The sequence below is a fragment of the Aeromonas sp. QDB20 genome, assembly GCF_027707805.1.
GTDB lineage: Bacteria > Pseudomonadota > Gammaproteobacteria > Enterobacterales > Aeromonadaceae > Aeromonas > Aeromonas dhakensis.
Genome location: NZ_JAPCJC010000006.1, coordinates 234576 through 247549, shown reverse-complemented (window position 1 = coordinate 247549; position 12974 = coordinate 234576). Strand labels below are relative to the sequence as shown.

The following is a 12974-nucleotide window of genomic DNA, read 5'->3' as shown; positions in this document are numbered from 1 at the left end:
GAGAAAACAATGAAAAAAGGATTGTCCAAGATTGCACTGGCGCTGTTTGCCGCTGGTTTCGCCTTTAACGTCTCCGCTGTCGACATCAAGGTCGGTGTCGCCTCTGACGCCACCTCGCTGGACCCGCAGGAGCAGCTCTCCGGTCAGACCCTGGAGATGTCCCACCTGGTGTTCGACCCCCTGATGCGTTACACCCAGGACCTGCAGTTCGAGCCGCGCCTGGCCGAGAAGTATGAGCGCATTGACGACAAGACCGTCCGCTTCTTCCTGCGCAAGGGCGTCAAGTTCCACTCCGGCAACGACTTCACCGCCGACGACGTGGTGTGGACCGTCAACCGTCTGAAGTCCTCCGTCGACTTCAAGGCCATCTTCGACCCCATCGCCGAAGTGAAGAAGGTCGATGAGTACACAGTGGATCTCGTCACCGCCAAGCCGTTCCCGCTGGTGCTGCAGACCGTGACCTACATCTTCCCGATGGACTCCAAGTTCTATACCGGCAAGACAGAGGCGGGCAAGGACAAGGGCGAGATCGTCAAGAACGGCGACTCCTACGCCTCCACCCACGTCTCCGGTACCGGCCCGTTCAGCGTCAAATTCCGCGAGCAGGGCGTGAAGCTGGAGTACGTGCGCAACGCCAACTACTGGGACAAGGCCTCCAAGGGCAACGTTGACAACCTGACCGTGGTCCCCATCAAGGAAGACGCCACCCGCGTGGCGGCCCTGCTGGGTGGCGACGTGGACATGATCTACCCGGTTGCGCCGAACGATCTGGAACGCGTGAAGAATGGCAAGGACACCCAGCTGGTGACCCTGTCCGGTACCCGCGCCATCATCATCGAGCTGAACCAGAACACCAACCCGGCGCTGAAAGACAAGCGCGTGCGTCAGGCGATCAACTACGCCATCAACCAGGTTGGTATCGTCGAGAAGATCAACAAGGGCTTTGGCACCCCCGCCGGCCAGCTGAGCCCGAAAGGCTATGCCGGTCACAACGAGGCGCTCAAGCCCCAGTATGACCTGGCCAAGGCCAAGGAGCTGATGAAGGAAGCCGGCTACGAGAAGGGCTTCAAGATGAGCTTCATCTCCCCGGCTGCCCGCTACGTCAACGACGTCAAGATTGCCCAGGCCGTCTCCGCCATGCTGGCCAAGATCAACATCAAGGTGGATCTGAAGACCATGCCAGTGGCCCAGTACTGGCCGGAGTTTGACAAGTGCGCCGCGGACATGCAGCTGATCGGCTGGCACTCCGACACCGAAGATACCGCGAACTTCTTCGAGTTCCTGACCTTCACCAAGGATGCCAAGACCGGCATGGGCCAGTACAACTGTGCCGGCTATGCCAACGCCGAGGCTGACAAGCTGGTCGAGCAGGCCAACGCCGAGACCGCCCCGGCCAAGCGCGCCGAGATGCTGAAGAAGGTCGAAGCCATGCTGATCGACGACGCCGCCTACGTGCCGCTGCACTGGGAAGATCTGGCCTACGGCGCCAAGAAGAACGCCGACATCAAGCCGGTGGTCAACGTAATGAACTTCCCTTACCTGGGTGACCTGGTGGTCGGCAAGTAAGCGCAAGTCGCAAGGAAGGACGGGGCGGGGTGGTCAGCCGGCCACCCCGCCTGCTAACAGAAGCCTGTGCCATGACACAGGCCACGTAGAAGGACAAGCATGTTTACATTCCTGCTGAAACGGTTCTATCAGGCCGTGATAGTGATGTTCGTCATCAGCCTGGTCGCCTTCTCCATCCAGGACAATCTGGGGGATCCGCTGCGCGAGCTGGTGGGACAATCCGTCTCCGAAGCCCAGCGCCACGAATTGCGCGAGAAGATGGGCCTCAACGATCCTTTCCTCGTCAAATACAGCCGCTTCTTGAAGAACGCGGTACACGGGGATCTGGGTACTTCCTACTTCTTCAAGCGACCAGCCCTCGAGGTCATCCTCGACAAGCTGGTGGCTACTCTTGAGCTGGTGTTTGGCGCTGCGCTCATCATCGTGGTGGTCTCCATTCCGCTTGGGGTCTACTCGGCGATCCGCCCGCACAGCATACCGACCAAGATCATCATGGCGGGGAGCAGCATCGGCATCTCGATCCCGGTGTTCCTGACCGCCATCATGCTGATGTACCTCTTCTCCATCCAGCTGGGCTGGCTGCCGGCCTATGGCCGCGGCGAGACCTACAATCTGCTGGGCTGGGAGTCGGGCTTCTTCACCTGGGACGGCATCAAGCATTTGATCCTGCCCTGCGTAGCGCTCTCCTCCATCATGCTGCCGCTGTTCATCCGGCTGGTGCGCTCCGAGATGCTGGAGCAGCTCTCCTCCGAGTACGTCAAGTTCGCCCGCGCCAAGGGGCTGGACAACAACAAGGTCTACTATCAGCACGCCCTGAAGAACACCATGCTGCCGGTCATTACCGTTGGCGGCGTGCAGATCGGTACCATGGTGGCCTACACCATACTGACCGAGAGCGTGTTCCAGTGGCCGGGGACCGGCTTTTTGTTCCTCGAGGCGATCCACCGGGTCGATACGCCCCTCATCACCGCCTACGTCATCTTCGTCGGGCTCATTTTCGTGGTGACCAATACCCTGGTCGACCTGCTCTACGGGTTGATCAACCCGACCGTCAACTTGACCGCTAAGGGGTAAGCACATGAGCAATGCAGTAACTGCAAGCCCAAGCCGTTGGGCTCGATTCAAAAATTCCGACATCGTCTACTACTTCCTGCGGGACAAGGTAGCCATGTTCAGCTTTGCGGTGTTCGTGGTATTCGTGCTGGCCGCCATGCTGGCGCCTTGGCTCGCCCCGTACAACGTCTATGACCAGACCAGCTTCGATCTGATGGATGCCGAACTGCCGCCCTCCTGGCTGGCAGGGGGTGAGGAGCGTTTCTGGCTCGGTACCGACAACCAGGGTCGCGACATCTGGAGCACCATCCTCTATGGCGCCCGCATCTCGCTCACCATAGGTCTGTTCGCGGTGGGGCTGCAGCTGGTGCTCGGCATCGTCATCGGCCTGCTGGCCGGCTACTTCGGTGGCCGCATCGACAGCCTGCTGATGCGCTTTGCCGATGTGCAGCTGTCGTTTTCCACCATGATGGTGGCGATCATCATCTCTGCCATCTTCCAGGCGACGTTTGGTTCCGAGTTCTACTCTAAGTTCGCCATCCTGATGCTGGTGGTGATCATCGGCATCGCCGAGTGGCCGCAGTACGCCCGTACCGTGCGCGCCTCGGTGCTGGCGGAGAAGAAAAAGGAGTATGTGGAAGCGGCCAAGGTGATGGGCTTTCGTGCCCCGCGCATCATGTTCCGCCACATTCTGCCCAACTGCCTGTCGCCGATCCTGGTCATCTCCACGGTGCAGGTGGCCAACGCCATCATGAGTGAGGCGGCTCTCTCCTTCCTGGGGTTGGGGATGCCGGTTGATCAGCCGTCGCTGGGCTCGCTCATCAGCGTGGGCTTCAACTACATCTTCTCCGGCTCCTGGTGGATCACCGCCTTCCCGGGCATCTGCCTGGTGGTGCTGGTGCTGGTCATCAACCTGTTGGGTGACTGGCTGCGGGATGTGTTCAATCCCAAGCTCTACAAGGGCTGATGGTCACAGATAAACAAACGAGACAGACAAACGAAAAGGGCGCCATAACGGCGCCCTTTTGCTATGTGTGCTGAGGGATCAAGCCTGCAGCCACTGCTCGATGCTGCGCTGGATGCCGGCGCCATCGAGCCCCAGCAGAGCGTAGATCTCCTCCTGGGTACCCTGCTCCACGAAGCGATCCGGCAGGCCGAGGTTGAGCACCGGCTTGCACTGTTTGCTGCGCATCAGCAGCTCGTTCACCGCAGAGCCCGCGCCACCCATGATGGCGTTGTCCTCGAGGGTGACGAACTGATCGTGGGTCGCGGCCAGGGAGAGCACCAGCGCCTCGTCCATCGGCTTGACGAAACGCATGTCCACCAGGGTGGCGTCGAGCGCCTCGGCAGCCGCTTTGGCCTGTTGCAGCAGGGTGCCGAACGCCAGGATGGCGGTGCCCTTGCCCTGACGCACAATCCGCCCCTTGCCGAGCGCCAGCGCCTGCATTTCGCTCTCCACCTGGACGCCGGTGCCGCTGCCGCGGGGGTAGCGTACCGCCGCCGGCCCGTTGCACTGGTAGCCGGTGTAGAGCATCTGACGGCACTCGTTCTCGTCGGACGGGGTCATGATCATCATGTTGGGCACGGTGCGCAGGAAGCTGATATCGAACGCCCCCTGATGGGTCGGGCCGTCGGCTCCCACCAGACCGGCCCGGTCGATGGCGAACAGTACCGGCAGCTCTTGCAGCGCCACATCGTGGATCAGCTGGTCGTAGGCGCGCTGCAGGAAGCTCGAGTAGATGGCGACCACCGGCTTCTGGTCGGCGATGGCGAGACCGGCAGCGAAGGTGACCGCATGCTGCTCGGCGATGGCCACGTCGAAGTAGCGATCCGGATACTGCTGGCTGAACTTCACCAGGCCGGAGCCTTCGCGCATGGCCGGGGTGATGCCGACCAGCCGCTCATCCTTGGCCGCCATGTCGCACAGCCACTGGCCGAAGATGGCGGAGAAGCTCGGCTTGCCGCCGCTCGCCTTGGGCAGGGTGCACTCGTCCGGATTGAACTTGGGCACGCCGTGATAACCGATGGGGTCCTTCTCGGCAGGCTCATAGCCCTTGCCCTTCTTGGTCTTGACGTGCAGCAGCTGCGGCCCCTTGAGGTTGCGCATGTTGCGCAGGGTCTCGACCAAGGCATTGATATCGTGGCCGTCGATGGGACCTATGTAGTTGAAGCCGAACTCCTCGAACAGGGTGCCGGGCACCACCATTCCCTTGAGGTGCTCCTCGGCCCGCTTGGCCAGCTCCTTGACCGGCGGCAGGCCGGCCAGCACCTTCTTGCCACCCTCGCGGATGGTGGTGTAGAGCTTGCCGGACATGATGCGGGCCAGGTGGTTGTTCAGTGCCCCGACATTTTCGGAGATGGACATCTCGTTGTCGTTGAGCACCACCAGCATGTCCTTGTGGACATCGCCGGCGTGATTGAGTGCCTCGAACGCCATGCCGGCGGTGATGGCGCCATCGCCGATCACCGCCACCACCTTGCGCCCCAGCCCTTCGCTCTCGGCCGCTACGGCCATGCCGAGCGCCGCACCGATGGAGGTGCTGGAGTGACCGACGGAGAGCACGTCATATTCGCTCTCGCCGCGCCAAGGGAAGGGGTGCAGACCGTCTTTCTGGCGGATGCTCTGCATCCGATCGCGGCGACCGGTCAGGATCTTGTGGGGATAAGCCTGGTGGCCCACGTCCCACACCAGCCGATCGAACGGGGTGTTATAGACGTAGTGCAGCGCCACCGTCAGTTCGACGGTGCCGAGCCCGGAGGCAAGATGGCCACTGGAGCGACTCACCGAACGCAGCAGATATTCACGCAGTTCGTTGCACAGCACGGGCAGTCGCTCGAAGGGCAGGGATCGCAACTCGACCGGCGTATCCGCGAGGGCCAGGTTGGGGAAATTGCTTATATCAACGCTCATATTGTTACTGTTATCCAGCGTTTAGTGGGTTCGCTCGATGATGTAATCGGCAAACGCTTCCAGAATGTCGGTATTGTAGGGCAAAGATTGCAAGGCTGTTAAGGCTTTACCATGCAGTTCGCGAGCCAGCTCACGGGCATTGTCGAGCCCAAGCAGTGCCGGATAGGTACTCTTTTCCAGCGCCAGATCGGAACCTTGCCGCTTGCCGAGGGTGGCGGTATCGCCCGTGATGTCGAGGATGTCATCCTGCACCTGGAAGGCGAGACCGATGGCGGCGGCATAGCTTTGCAGCGCGCTCAGGGTGGTTTCATCCACGTCGGCCTTGCACAGGGCGCCAAGCGCCACGGCGCACTCGATGAGGGCTCCGGTCTTGTGGCGGTGTACCTGTTCCAGCTCGGCCAGGGTGATCTGGCGCCCTTCCGCTTGCAGGTCCAGCGCCTGGCCACCGCACATGCCGAGATAGCCGGAGGCGCGGGCCAGCCGGCTCAGCATTCGCACCCGGTTGCCCAGCAGCGAGTCCGGCATCGGGTGATCAGCCAGAATGGCGAAGGCCAGGGTCTGCAGGGCGTCACCGGCCAAAATGGCGGTGCCTTCATCAAATGCCTTGTGTACCGTCGGCTGACCGCGACGCAGATCGTCGTCATCCATGGCGGGCAGATCGTCGTGCAGCAGGGAGTAGGCGTGGATGCACTCCACCGCGGCGGCGGGGCCGTCCAGCAGCTCGCTCTTGACGCCCAGCATCTCGCCGACGGCGTAGACCAGAAAGGGGCGCACCCGTTTGCCGCCCAGCAGCAGGCCATAGCGCATGGCATCGCGCAGGCGGGGGGCCATGGGCGGCAAGGATTCAAGTTGTGCAGAGAGACGGTCGTCAATACGTTGCCGGTGCAGGCGGGAAAAATCGTCCAGCGTCACTCACTCCTCTCCTTGCTCTGGCTGGAAGGGAACTGCCTGCTCGCTGCCATCGGCCTGAGTCAGCAGGATCTGGATCTTCTGCTCAGCCTGCTCCAGCTTCTGCTGGCCGGCGCGCACCAGGTGAATGCCCTGTTCGAACTGCTTGAGGGCCTCTTCCAGCGGCAGGGAGCCCTGTTCCAGTTGATGAACTATGGTTTCCAGCTCTTCCAGAGTGGCATCAAAACTCAGGCGGTCGATTTTTTTACTGGCCATGTCCATCCTCGGGGATTGAAAAAAACGGCTTATCTTAACATCGACGGCGGGCAGGGGGGAGGCAGAAAAATGCTGTCGGCTTAAACTCTCGGAAAAGTGGCCGATAATAAGCCATCTTCCAAAGGGGAAAATGGTAGCGGCCCTTGCCGCTGGTGAGCCAATAGCAGAAAATTCAACAAACTACAGATACAACAAATTTCAGCTGACAGGAGTAGGGATGTGGATCTAGGTAGTCTGATTGGCATAGTGCTGGGATTTGGGGTGGTCATCTATGGCATGCTGCTGGGTGGCCCTGTGGGGATGTACATTGACGTTCCTTCAATCTGCATCACGGTGTTAGGCTCCATCTTTATCGCCATGATGAAGTTCAACATCGGCCAGTTCCTGATGGCGTTCAAGGTGGCCGGCAAGGCATTCATGTACAAGGGAGACAAGCTCGACGATCTGATCGTCAAGGCAGTCGAGCTGGCCGATGCGGCCCGCAAGGGCGGTTTTCTGGCGCTGGAAGCGGCCGAGGTGCCCAACCCCTTCATGAAAAAGGGCATCGACATGCTGGTGGACGGTCACGACGCCGACGTCATCCGTGCCGTGATGGAAAAAGACATAGAGCTCACCGCCGAGCGCCATGTCATCGCCATCAAGGTGTTTCGGTCGCTGGGGGATCTGGGGCCGGCCATGGGGATGATAGGTACCCTGGTCGGGCTGGTGGCCATGCTGGCCAACATGAGCGATCCCAAATCCATCGGCCCGGCCATGGCGGTAGCCTTGCTCACCACCCTGTACGGTGCCATTGAGGCCAACATGCTTGCCATCCCCATCGCCGACAAGCTGGAGCTGCGCAGCGGTGAGGAGAAGCTGAGTCGCTGCCTGGTGCTGGACGCCATCATGGGCATCCAGGATGGCCAGAACCCGCGGGTGATCCAGTCCATGTTGCAGAACTACCTCAACCAGTCGAAACGCAACAATGGCGATGAATAGGGGGATGTATGTCTGATTGCAAATGTCCACCCCCCGGGCTGCCCGGTTACATGGGGACTTTCGCCGATCTGATGTCGCTCTTGATGTGCTTCTTCGTGCTGCTGCTCTCGTTTGCCGAGATGGATGTGCAGAAGTTCAAGCAGATTGCCGGCTCCATGGAGAAGGCGTTCGGGGTGCAGAACATTCTCGAGGTGAAGGACATCCCCAAGGGAACCTCCGTCATTGCCCAGGAGTTCAGACCGGGTCGCCCGGAACCAACACCCATCGATACCATCATGCAGCAGACTATCGACATGACCCAGACCGAGCTGGAATTCCAGCCCGGTGACGCCGACAAGGCTGGCGGTCATGACAAGAGCGAAGACAAGCTGGTGGGGGGCGATACCCAGCAGGAGGCGCAGAAACAGCAGCAGGAGCAGTCCAATGCGCTGGCCAAGGCGCTGGCGGATCAGATGAAGGCGCAGATCCAGGATGGGGCGATCGAGATTGAGGCGCTGGGCCAGCAGATCATCATCCGGATCCGCGAGAAAGCCGCCTTCCCGGCGGGTTCCGCCTTCCTGCAGCCCCAGTTCTGGCCGGTGGTGCGCAAGGTTGCCGCCTTGCTCAAGGATGTCCCCGGCGAGATAACCATCTCCGGTCATACCGACAACGTGGCCACTGAGGATGAGCTGTTCCAGTCCAACTGGGAACTCTCCTCCCAGCGGGCGGTGGCGGTGGCTCACCAGATGATCAAGGTGCCCGGTTTTGATGGCAGCCGGCTGGTGGTGCAGGGCATGGCGGATACTCAGCCGCTGGTGCCCAACACGACACCGGAAAACCGGCGCATGAACCGGCGGGTGGAGATCTCCATCATGCAGGGCAAACCGACGGTATCTGCGCCGATCAGCGCCCAGGAGCAGAAATAGTCACAGACAATTGTGATGCCAAAGCGCGATCTGCCTCGCAGGGACCGACATGGATTTTGTGCCGGCTTCATATTAAGATGCCTCATCCGAACCGACAGCTGCGGCTCTCTCTGATAGCCGCAGCTTCTCTTTTCAAGCAACCCAGGTTTCGACTATGAATCATACTCCGATGACTGTTCGCGGCGCTGAAAAGCTGCGTGAAGAGCTCGAATATCTCAAGACCGAGCTTCGTCCGCAGATTATCGAAGCGATTGCAGATGCCCGTGAACATGGTGATCTGAAAGAAAACGCCGAATATCATGCTGCCCGCGAGCAGCAAGGCTTCTGTGAAGGCCGTATCCAGGAAATTGAGAGCAAGCTCTCCAACGCCCAGGTGATCGACGTCACCAAGATGACCAACAATGGTCGTATCATCTTCGGGGCGACCGTGACGCTGCTCAAGAGCGAGACGGAAGAAGAGGTGGTCTACCGCATCGTGGGTGACGATGAGGCGGACATCAAGCAGAACATGATCTCCGTGAATTCGCCCATAGCCCGCGCCCTGATCGGCAAGGAAGTGGACGATGTCGCCATCGTCAAGACACCGTCCGGCGACGTGGAGTACGAGATCCTGGAAGTCGCCTACCTCTGAGGTAGCGTTCAGGCAGCAACAGGGGAGCCCGGCTCCCCTGTTTGTATTCAGCGGGGTTGATAAGCCTGGGTGAAGGCGTCCTGATGGCGCTGAAACATCCAGCCGCGCAGTTGTTCAAGATCCTCTCTGGCCATCTGGAAGTGCAGTGCCCAGCCCTGTATGCCGTTGCGACGGTGGATCCGCCTGACCGGCTCTGCGCTGAGGGGCAGAGGAGGGAGACCTTCGATCAGCAGGGTGCCTGCCAGCGTGGTATCCATGGCCAGCTCGGCCGGCAAGCCTTCCACCACCAGCCCGTCCAGCGACAGGCTGTGCACCAGGTAGTCCTCTTCTCCCATCTGGAAACGGGCCTGTTCATCCAGCCGCCAGGTGCGCGGATGGGGGTAACCCAGCTCCTTGATGACGGGGGCGGCGATGCGTGGTTCGACGAAGCCGTCATCGCCCTGAGTGAAACGCAGTGGGAAACGGAGCTGGTGTCCGGCGAAGCGGGCTTCCAGCACCAGCTGGTCGGCGCGTTGCAACAGGCCAAGCAGGGGAGTGGCGAGATAACCGCTCAGGGGTTGTCCGGCGGCCGTCTCCTGATCGTTTCCCAAGTCCCGTAGCATGGCCAGTTCATCTTCGGTGAGAATCTGATGGTGATCCATAGCGGGTTTCCACGAGTATTCATCGCAGGTTAAGGGCCTGGCGACTACTTTGGCAAGCGACTTGGGAAGAGAGAAAATGAGAGGAAAGAGCGATGCTCTTTCCTGTTACTTGCGGGGCAGTTGGATTTTCGGCTCGTTGGCCTGACGGTAGATGGTCAGCACGTGGCCGATGCTCTGTACTTTCACCGCGCCGGTTTCACGGACGATGGCATCCATAACCAGCTGTTTCATCTCACGATCTTCAGACGCAACCTTAACCTTGATCAGCTCGTGGTGGTTGAGCGCCAGATCGATCTCGGCCAGCACACCTTCGGTCAGACCGTGTTGTCCCAGCAGGACGACCGGCTTCAGACTGTGGGCAAGGCCCTTGAGGTACTGTTTCTGTTTATTGTTGAGAATCATGGCAATTTCTTCATAAGTCAGGGTTGAAAGGGGCGTATTCTACCCCCACTTAGCCCTTAATACTAATAACCCTTGTGGTTTTTTAAAGTCGACAATCATGACCCAGAAAAAACATTCCCCCAGTTCAACCCGCTGGTTAAAAGAGCATTTTGACGATCAATACGTCAAGAAAGCCCAGAAGTTGGGGCTGCGTTCCCGTGCCGTGTTCAAGATCGACGAGATCCAGGGTAAGGACAAACTGCTCAAGCCCGGCATGACGGTGGTGGACCTGGGGGCGGCCCCCGGTGGATGGTCCCAGTTTGCCATCGATCAGGTCGGTGACAAGGGCCGGGTGATCGCCTGCGATATTCTGCCGATGGATTCCATCGCCGGTGTCGATTTCCTGCAGGGAGACTTTCGGGAGGAAACTGTACTGGGAGCCCTGCTTGAGCGGGTCGGTCCGGACAAGGTTGACGTCGTCATGTCCGACATGGCACCCAACATGAGCGGTACCCAGCAGGTGGATCAGGCCCGTTCCATGTATCTGGTCGAACTGGCGCTGGACATGTGCAATCAGGTCCTGCGTTCCAACGGCAGTTTCGTGGTCAAGGTATTCCAGGGGGAGGGGTTTGACATCTATCTCAATGAAATCCGTAAGCTTTTCTCTGCTGTCAAGATTCGTAAACCAGACTCGTCTCGTGCCCGTTCACGAGAAGTCTACATTGTGGCTACCGGTTTTAAACTGTAGTACCCTAACCTTCATCGTTAACTGTCAGTCTGCGAGGTTACTGATTTGAGTGACATGGCGAAAAACCTAATCCTGTGGCTGGTCATCGCCGTCGTGTTGATGTCGGTGTTCAATAGCTTCAGCCCCAGCGATACCACCAGTCGCCAGCTGGACTATTCCAGCTTCGTTAAAGAAGTGACCCAAGAGCAGATCCGTGAAGTACGGATGGATGGCAAGGTCATTAATGGCGTCAAGCGCACCGGTGAACGCTTCACCACCATCATCCCAGCGCCGGATCCCCAGCTGCTCAACGACATGCTCAATCACAATGTCAAAGTGATGGGCGAGAAGCCGGAAGAGCCGTCTCTGATCACCTCCATCTTTATCTCCTGGTTCCCGATGCTGTTGCTGATCGGTGTCTGGGTCTTCTTCATGCGTCAGATGCAGGGCGGCGGTGGCAAAGGTGCCATGTCGTTTGGCAAGAGCAAGGCTCGCCTGATGAGTGAAGATCAGATCAAGACCACTTTCGCCGACGTAGCCGGTTGCGATGAGGCCAAGGAAGAGGTCAAGGAGCTGGTCGACTATCTGCGCGACCCGAGCAAATTCCAGAAACTGGGCGGCAAGATCCCGACCGGCGTACTGCTGGTAGGTCCTCCCGGTACCGGTAAGACCCTGCTGGCCAAGGCCATTGCGGGTGAGGCCAAGGTGCCTTTCTTCACCATTTCGGGTTCCGATTTCGTCGAGATGTTCGTGGGTGTGGGTGCCTCCCGGGTACGCGACATGTTCGAGCAGGCCAAGAAATCCTCCCCCTGCATCATCTTCATCGATGAGATTGACGCCGTCGGTCGCCAGCGTGGCGCCGGTCTGGGCGGTGGTCACGATGAACGCGAGCAGACTTTGAACCAGATGCTGGTCGAGATGGATGGCTTTGAGGGCAATGAAGGCATCATCGTCATCGCCGCTACCAACCGTCCTGACGTACTGGATCCGGCACTGCTGCGTCCGGGCCGTTTCGACCGTCAGGTCGTGGTCGGTCTGCCGGATGTGCGTGGCCGCGAGCAGATCCTCAAGGTGCATATGCGCAAGGTGCCGCTGGCGGATGACGTCAACCCGGCGCTGATTGCCCGCGGTACTCCTGGTTTCTCCGGTGCCGATCTGGCCAACCTGGTCAACGAAGCCGCTCTGTTCTCTGCGCGCGAGAGCCGCCGTGTGGTGTCCATGGCCGAGTTCGAGAAGGCGAAGGACAAGATCATGATGGGCGCAGAACGTCGCTCCATGGTGATGAAAGAGTCCGAGAAGGAGATGACGGCTTATCATGAAGCGGGTCACGCCATCATTGGTCGTGTGGTACCGGATCATGACCCTGTCTACAAGGTCTCCATCATTCCGCGCGGCCGTGCGCTGGGTGTGACCATGTACCTGCCGGAGCAGGATCGCTGGAGCCACTCCAAGCAGCATCTGGAGTCCATGATCTCCAGCCTGTACGGTGGCCGTCTGGCGGAAGAGCTGATCTACGGTGCCGAGAAGGTATCGACCGGTGCATCCAACGACATCGAGCGTGCCACCGACATCGCCCGCAAGATGGTGACCCAGTGGGGCATGTCTGAGCGTCTCGGCCCCATGCTCTACGCGGAAGAAGATGGTGAGGTGTTCCTCGGCCGCAGCATGGCCAAGGCCAAGCACATGTCCGATGACACCGCCCGCATTATCGATGCCGAGGTCAAGCAGGTGATCGACCGCAACTACGACCGTGCCAAGCAGATCCTGCTGGATAACATGGACGTGCTGCACAGCATGAAAGATGCGCTGATGAAGTACGAAACCATCGATGCCAAGCAGATCGATGATCTGATGGCTCGTCGCGAAGTGCGTGCTCCCAGCAACTGGCATGACGAGCACGGCGATACCCCGCAGGGTGGTGCGACTGTGGCACCCGAGCCCAAGCCGACCGTGACCGAGGCGGAACAGGTTGCCGATGTCGATATCGACAAGGCCAACGACCTGCCTGCCAAATAAG

At 59.7% G+C, this 12974-nt stretch carries 13 protein-coding genes; 8 read left to right on the top strand and 5 right to left on the bottom strand.

Annotated features, from left to right (window positions below):
• The first annotated feature begins 9 nt into the window (after positions 1-9).
• From PG897_RS10300 to PG897_RS10290, 3 genes are all read left to right on the top strand, one after another.
• On the top strand, positions 10-1566 hold the full coding sequence (locus PG897_RS10300; protein ID WP_043170263.1) for an ABC transporter substrate-binding protein: 1557 nt from the start codon (positions 10-12) through the stop codon (positions 1564-1566).
• A 99-nt stretch (positions 1567-1665) separates the two neighbouring features.
• Positions 1666-2640 (top strand): ABC transporter permease, encoded by a 975-nt coding sequence (locus PG897_RS10295; protein ID WP_010633104.1) that lies wholly within the window; start codon positions 1666-1668, stop codon positions 2638-2640.
• 4 nt (positions 2641-2644) lie between these two features.
• Positions 2645-3586 carry an ABC transporter permease gene (locus PG897_RS10290; protein WP_010633105.1) on the top strand — a complete coding sequence of 314 codons (942 nt, stop codon included), beginning with the start codon at positions 2645-2647 and terminating at the stop codon, positions 3584-3586.
• A gap of 78 nt (positions 3587-3664) precedes the next feature.
• On the opposite strand, the gene dxs is transcribed toward PG897_RS10290, so the two are convergent.
• The 3 genes from dxs to xseB are packed head-to-tail and all read right to left on the bottom strand — an operon-like array spanning position 3665 to position 6694.
• The gene (dxs, locus tag PG897_RS10285; protein WP_043170261.1) at positions 3665-5530 is read right to left on the bottom strand and encodes a 1-deoxy-D-xylulose-5-phosphate synthase; all 1866 of its coding nucleotides are present in this window, start codon (positions 5528-5530) and stop codon (positions 3665-3667) included.
• A 21-nt stretch (positions 5531-5551) separates the two neighbouring features.
• Positions 5552-6442, bottom strand: a complete 891-nt coding sequence (gene ispA / locus PG897_RS10280) for a (2E,6E)-farnesyl diphosphate synthase (protein WP_043170260.1) — start codon at positions 6440-6442, stop codon at positions 5552-5554.
• On the bottom strand, positions 6443-6694 hold the full coding sequence (gene xseB, locus PG897_RS10275; RefSeq protein ID WP_016351725.1) for an exodeoxyribonuclease VII small subunit: 252 nt from the start codon (positions 6692-6694) through the stop codon (positions 6443-6445). It lies immediately after the preceding gene.
• A gap of 219 nt (positions 6695-6913) precedes the next feature.
• On the opposite strand from xseB, the gene pomA reads away from it, so the two are divergent.
• The 3 genes from pomA (at position 6914) to greA (ending at position 9208) form a co-directional block, all read left to right on the top strand.
• Entirely contained in the window at positions 6914-7672 is a 759-nt protein-coding gene (gene pomA / locus PG897_RS10270) for a flagellar motor protein PomA (RefSeq protein ID WP_005298116.1), read from the top strand.
• An 8-nt stretch (positions 7673-7680) separates the two neighbouring features.
• Positions 7681-8577, top strand: coding sequence for a flagellar motor protein MotB (locus tag PG897_RS10265; protein ID WP_005298118.1), 897 nt, complete (start codon positions 7681-7683; stop codon positions 8575-8577).
• Positions 8578-8731: 154 nt separating this feature from the next.
• Positions 8732-9208 carry a transcription elongation factor GreA gene (greA, locus tag PG897_RS10260; protein WP_005298120.1) on the top strand — a complete coding sequence of 159 codons (477 nt, stop codon included), beginning with the start codon at positions 8732-8734 and terminating at the stop codon, positions 9206-9208.
• A gap of 47 nt (positions 9209-9255) precedes the next feature.
• Here the strand turns inward: greA and PG897_RS10255 are convergent, their stop codons facing one another.
• A complete protein-coding gene (locus PG897_RS10255; protein WP_010633109.1) occupies positions 9256-9849 on the bottom strand; it encodes a hypothetical protein in 594 nt (197 codons plus the stop codon).
• Between the two features lie 105 nt (positions 9850-9954).
• Positions 9955-10251, bottom strand: a complete 297-nt coding sequence (gene yhbY / locus PG897_RS10250) for a ribosome assembly RNA-binding protein YhbY (protein ID WP_005298134.1) — start codon at positions 10249-10251, stop codon at positions 9955-9957.
• Between the two features lie 97 nt (positions 10252-10348).
• Here yhbY and rlmE point away from each other — a divergent pair, with 97 nt between their 5' ends.
• Both rlmE and ftsH read left to right on the top strand, forming a co-directional pair.
• A complete protein-coding gene (gene rlmE / locus PG897_RS10245) occupies positions 10349-10978 on the top strand; it encodes a 23S rRNA (uridine(2552)-2'-O)-methyltransferase RlmE (RefSeq protein WP_005298136.1) in 630 nt (209 codons plus the stop codon).
• A 45-nt stretch (positions 10979-11023) separates the two neighbouring features.
• Positions 11024-12973, top strand: coding sequence for an ATP-dependent zinc metalloprotease FtsH (gene ftsH, locus PG897_RS10240; protein ID WP_017765155.1), 1950 nt, complete (start codon positions 11024-11026; stop codon positions 12971-12973).
• The last annotated feature ends 1 nt before the right edge of the window (position 12974 follow it).

Bases quoted from the DNA above. Each gene is read 5' to 3' on its own strand.
- PG897_RS10300 (WP_043170263.1), top strand. From the start codon at position 10: ATGAAAAAAGGATTGTCCAAGATTGCACTGGCGCTGTTTGCCGCTGGT.
- PG897_RS10295 (WP_010633104.1), top strand. From the start codon at position 1,666: ATGTTTACATTCCTGCTGAAACGGTTCTATCAGGCCGTGATAGTGATG.
- PG897_RS10290 (WP_010633105.1), top strand. From the start codon at position 2,645: ATGAGCAATGCAGTAACTGCAAGCCCAAGCCGTTGGGCTCGATTCAAA.
- dxs (WP_043170261.1), bottom strand. From the start codon at position 5,530: ATGAGCGTTGATATAAGCAATTTCCCCAACCTGGCCCTCGCGGATACG.
- xseB (WP_016351725.1), bottom strand. From the start codon at position 6,694: ATGGCCAGTAAAAAAATCGACCGCCTGAGTTTTGATGCCACTCTGGAA.
- PG897_RS10265 (WP_005298118.1), top strand. From the start codon at position 7,681: ATGTCTGATTGCAAATGTCCACCCCCCGGGCTGCCCGGTTACATGGGG.
- greA (WP_005298120.1), top strand. From the start codon at position 8,732: ATGAATCATACTCCGATGACTGTTCGCGGCGCTGAAAAGCTGCGTGAA.
- PG897_RS10255 (WP_010633109.1), bottom strand. From the start codon at position 9,849: ATGGATCACCATCAGATTCTCACCGAAGATGAACTGGCCATGCTACGG.
- yhbY (WP_005298134.1), bottom strand. From the start codon at position 10,251: ATGATTCTCAACAATAAACAGAAACAGTACCTCAAGGGCCTTGCCCAC.
- rlmE (WP_005298136.1), top strand. From the start codon at position 10,349: ATGACCCAGAAAAAACATTCCCCCAGTTCAACCCGCTGGTTAAAAGAG.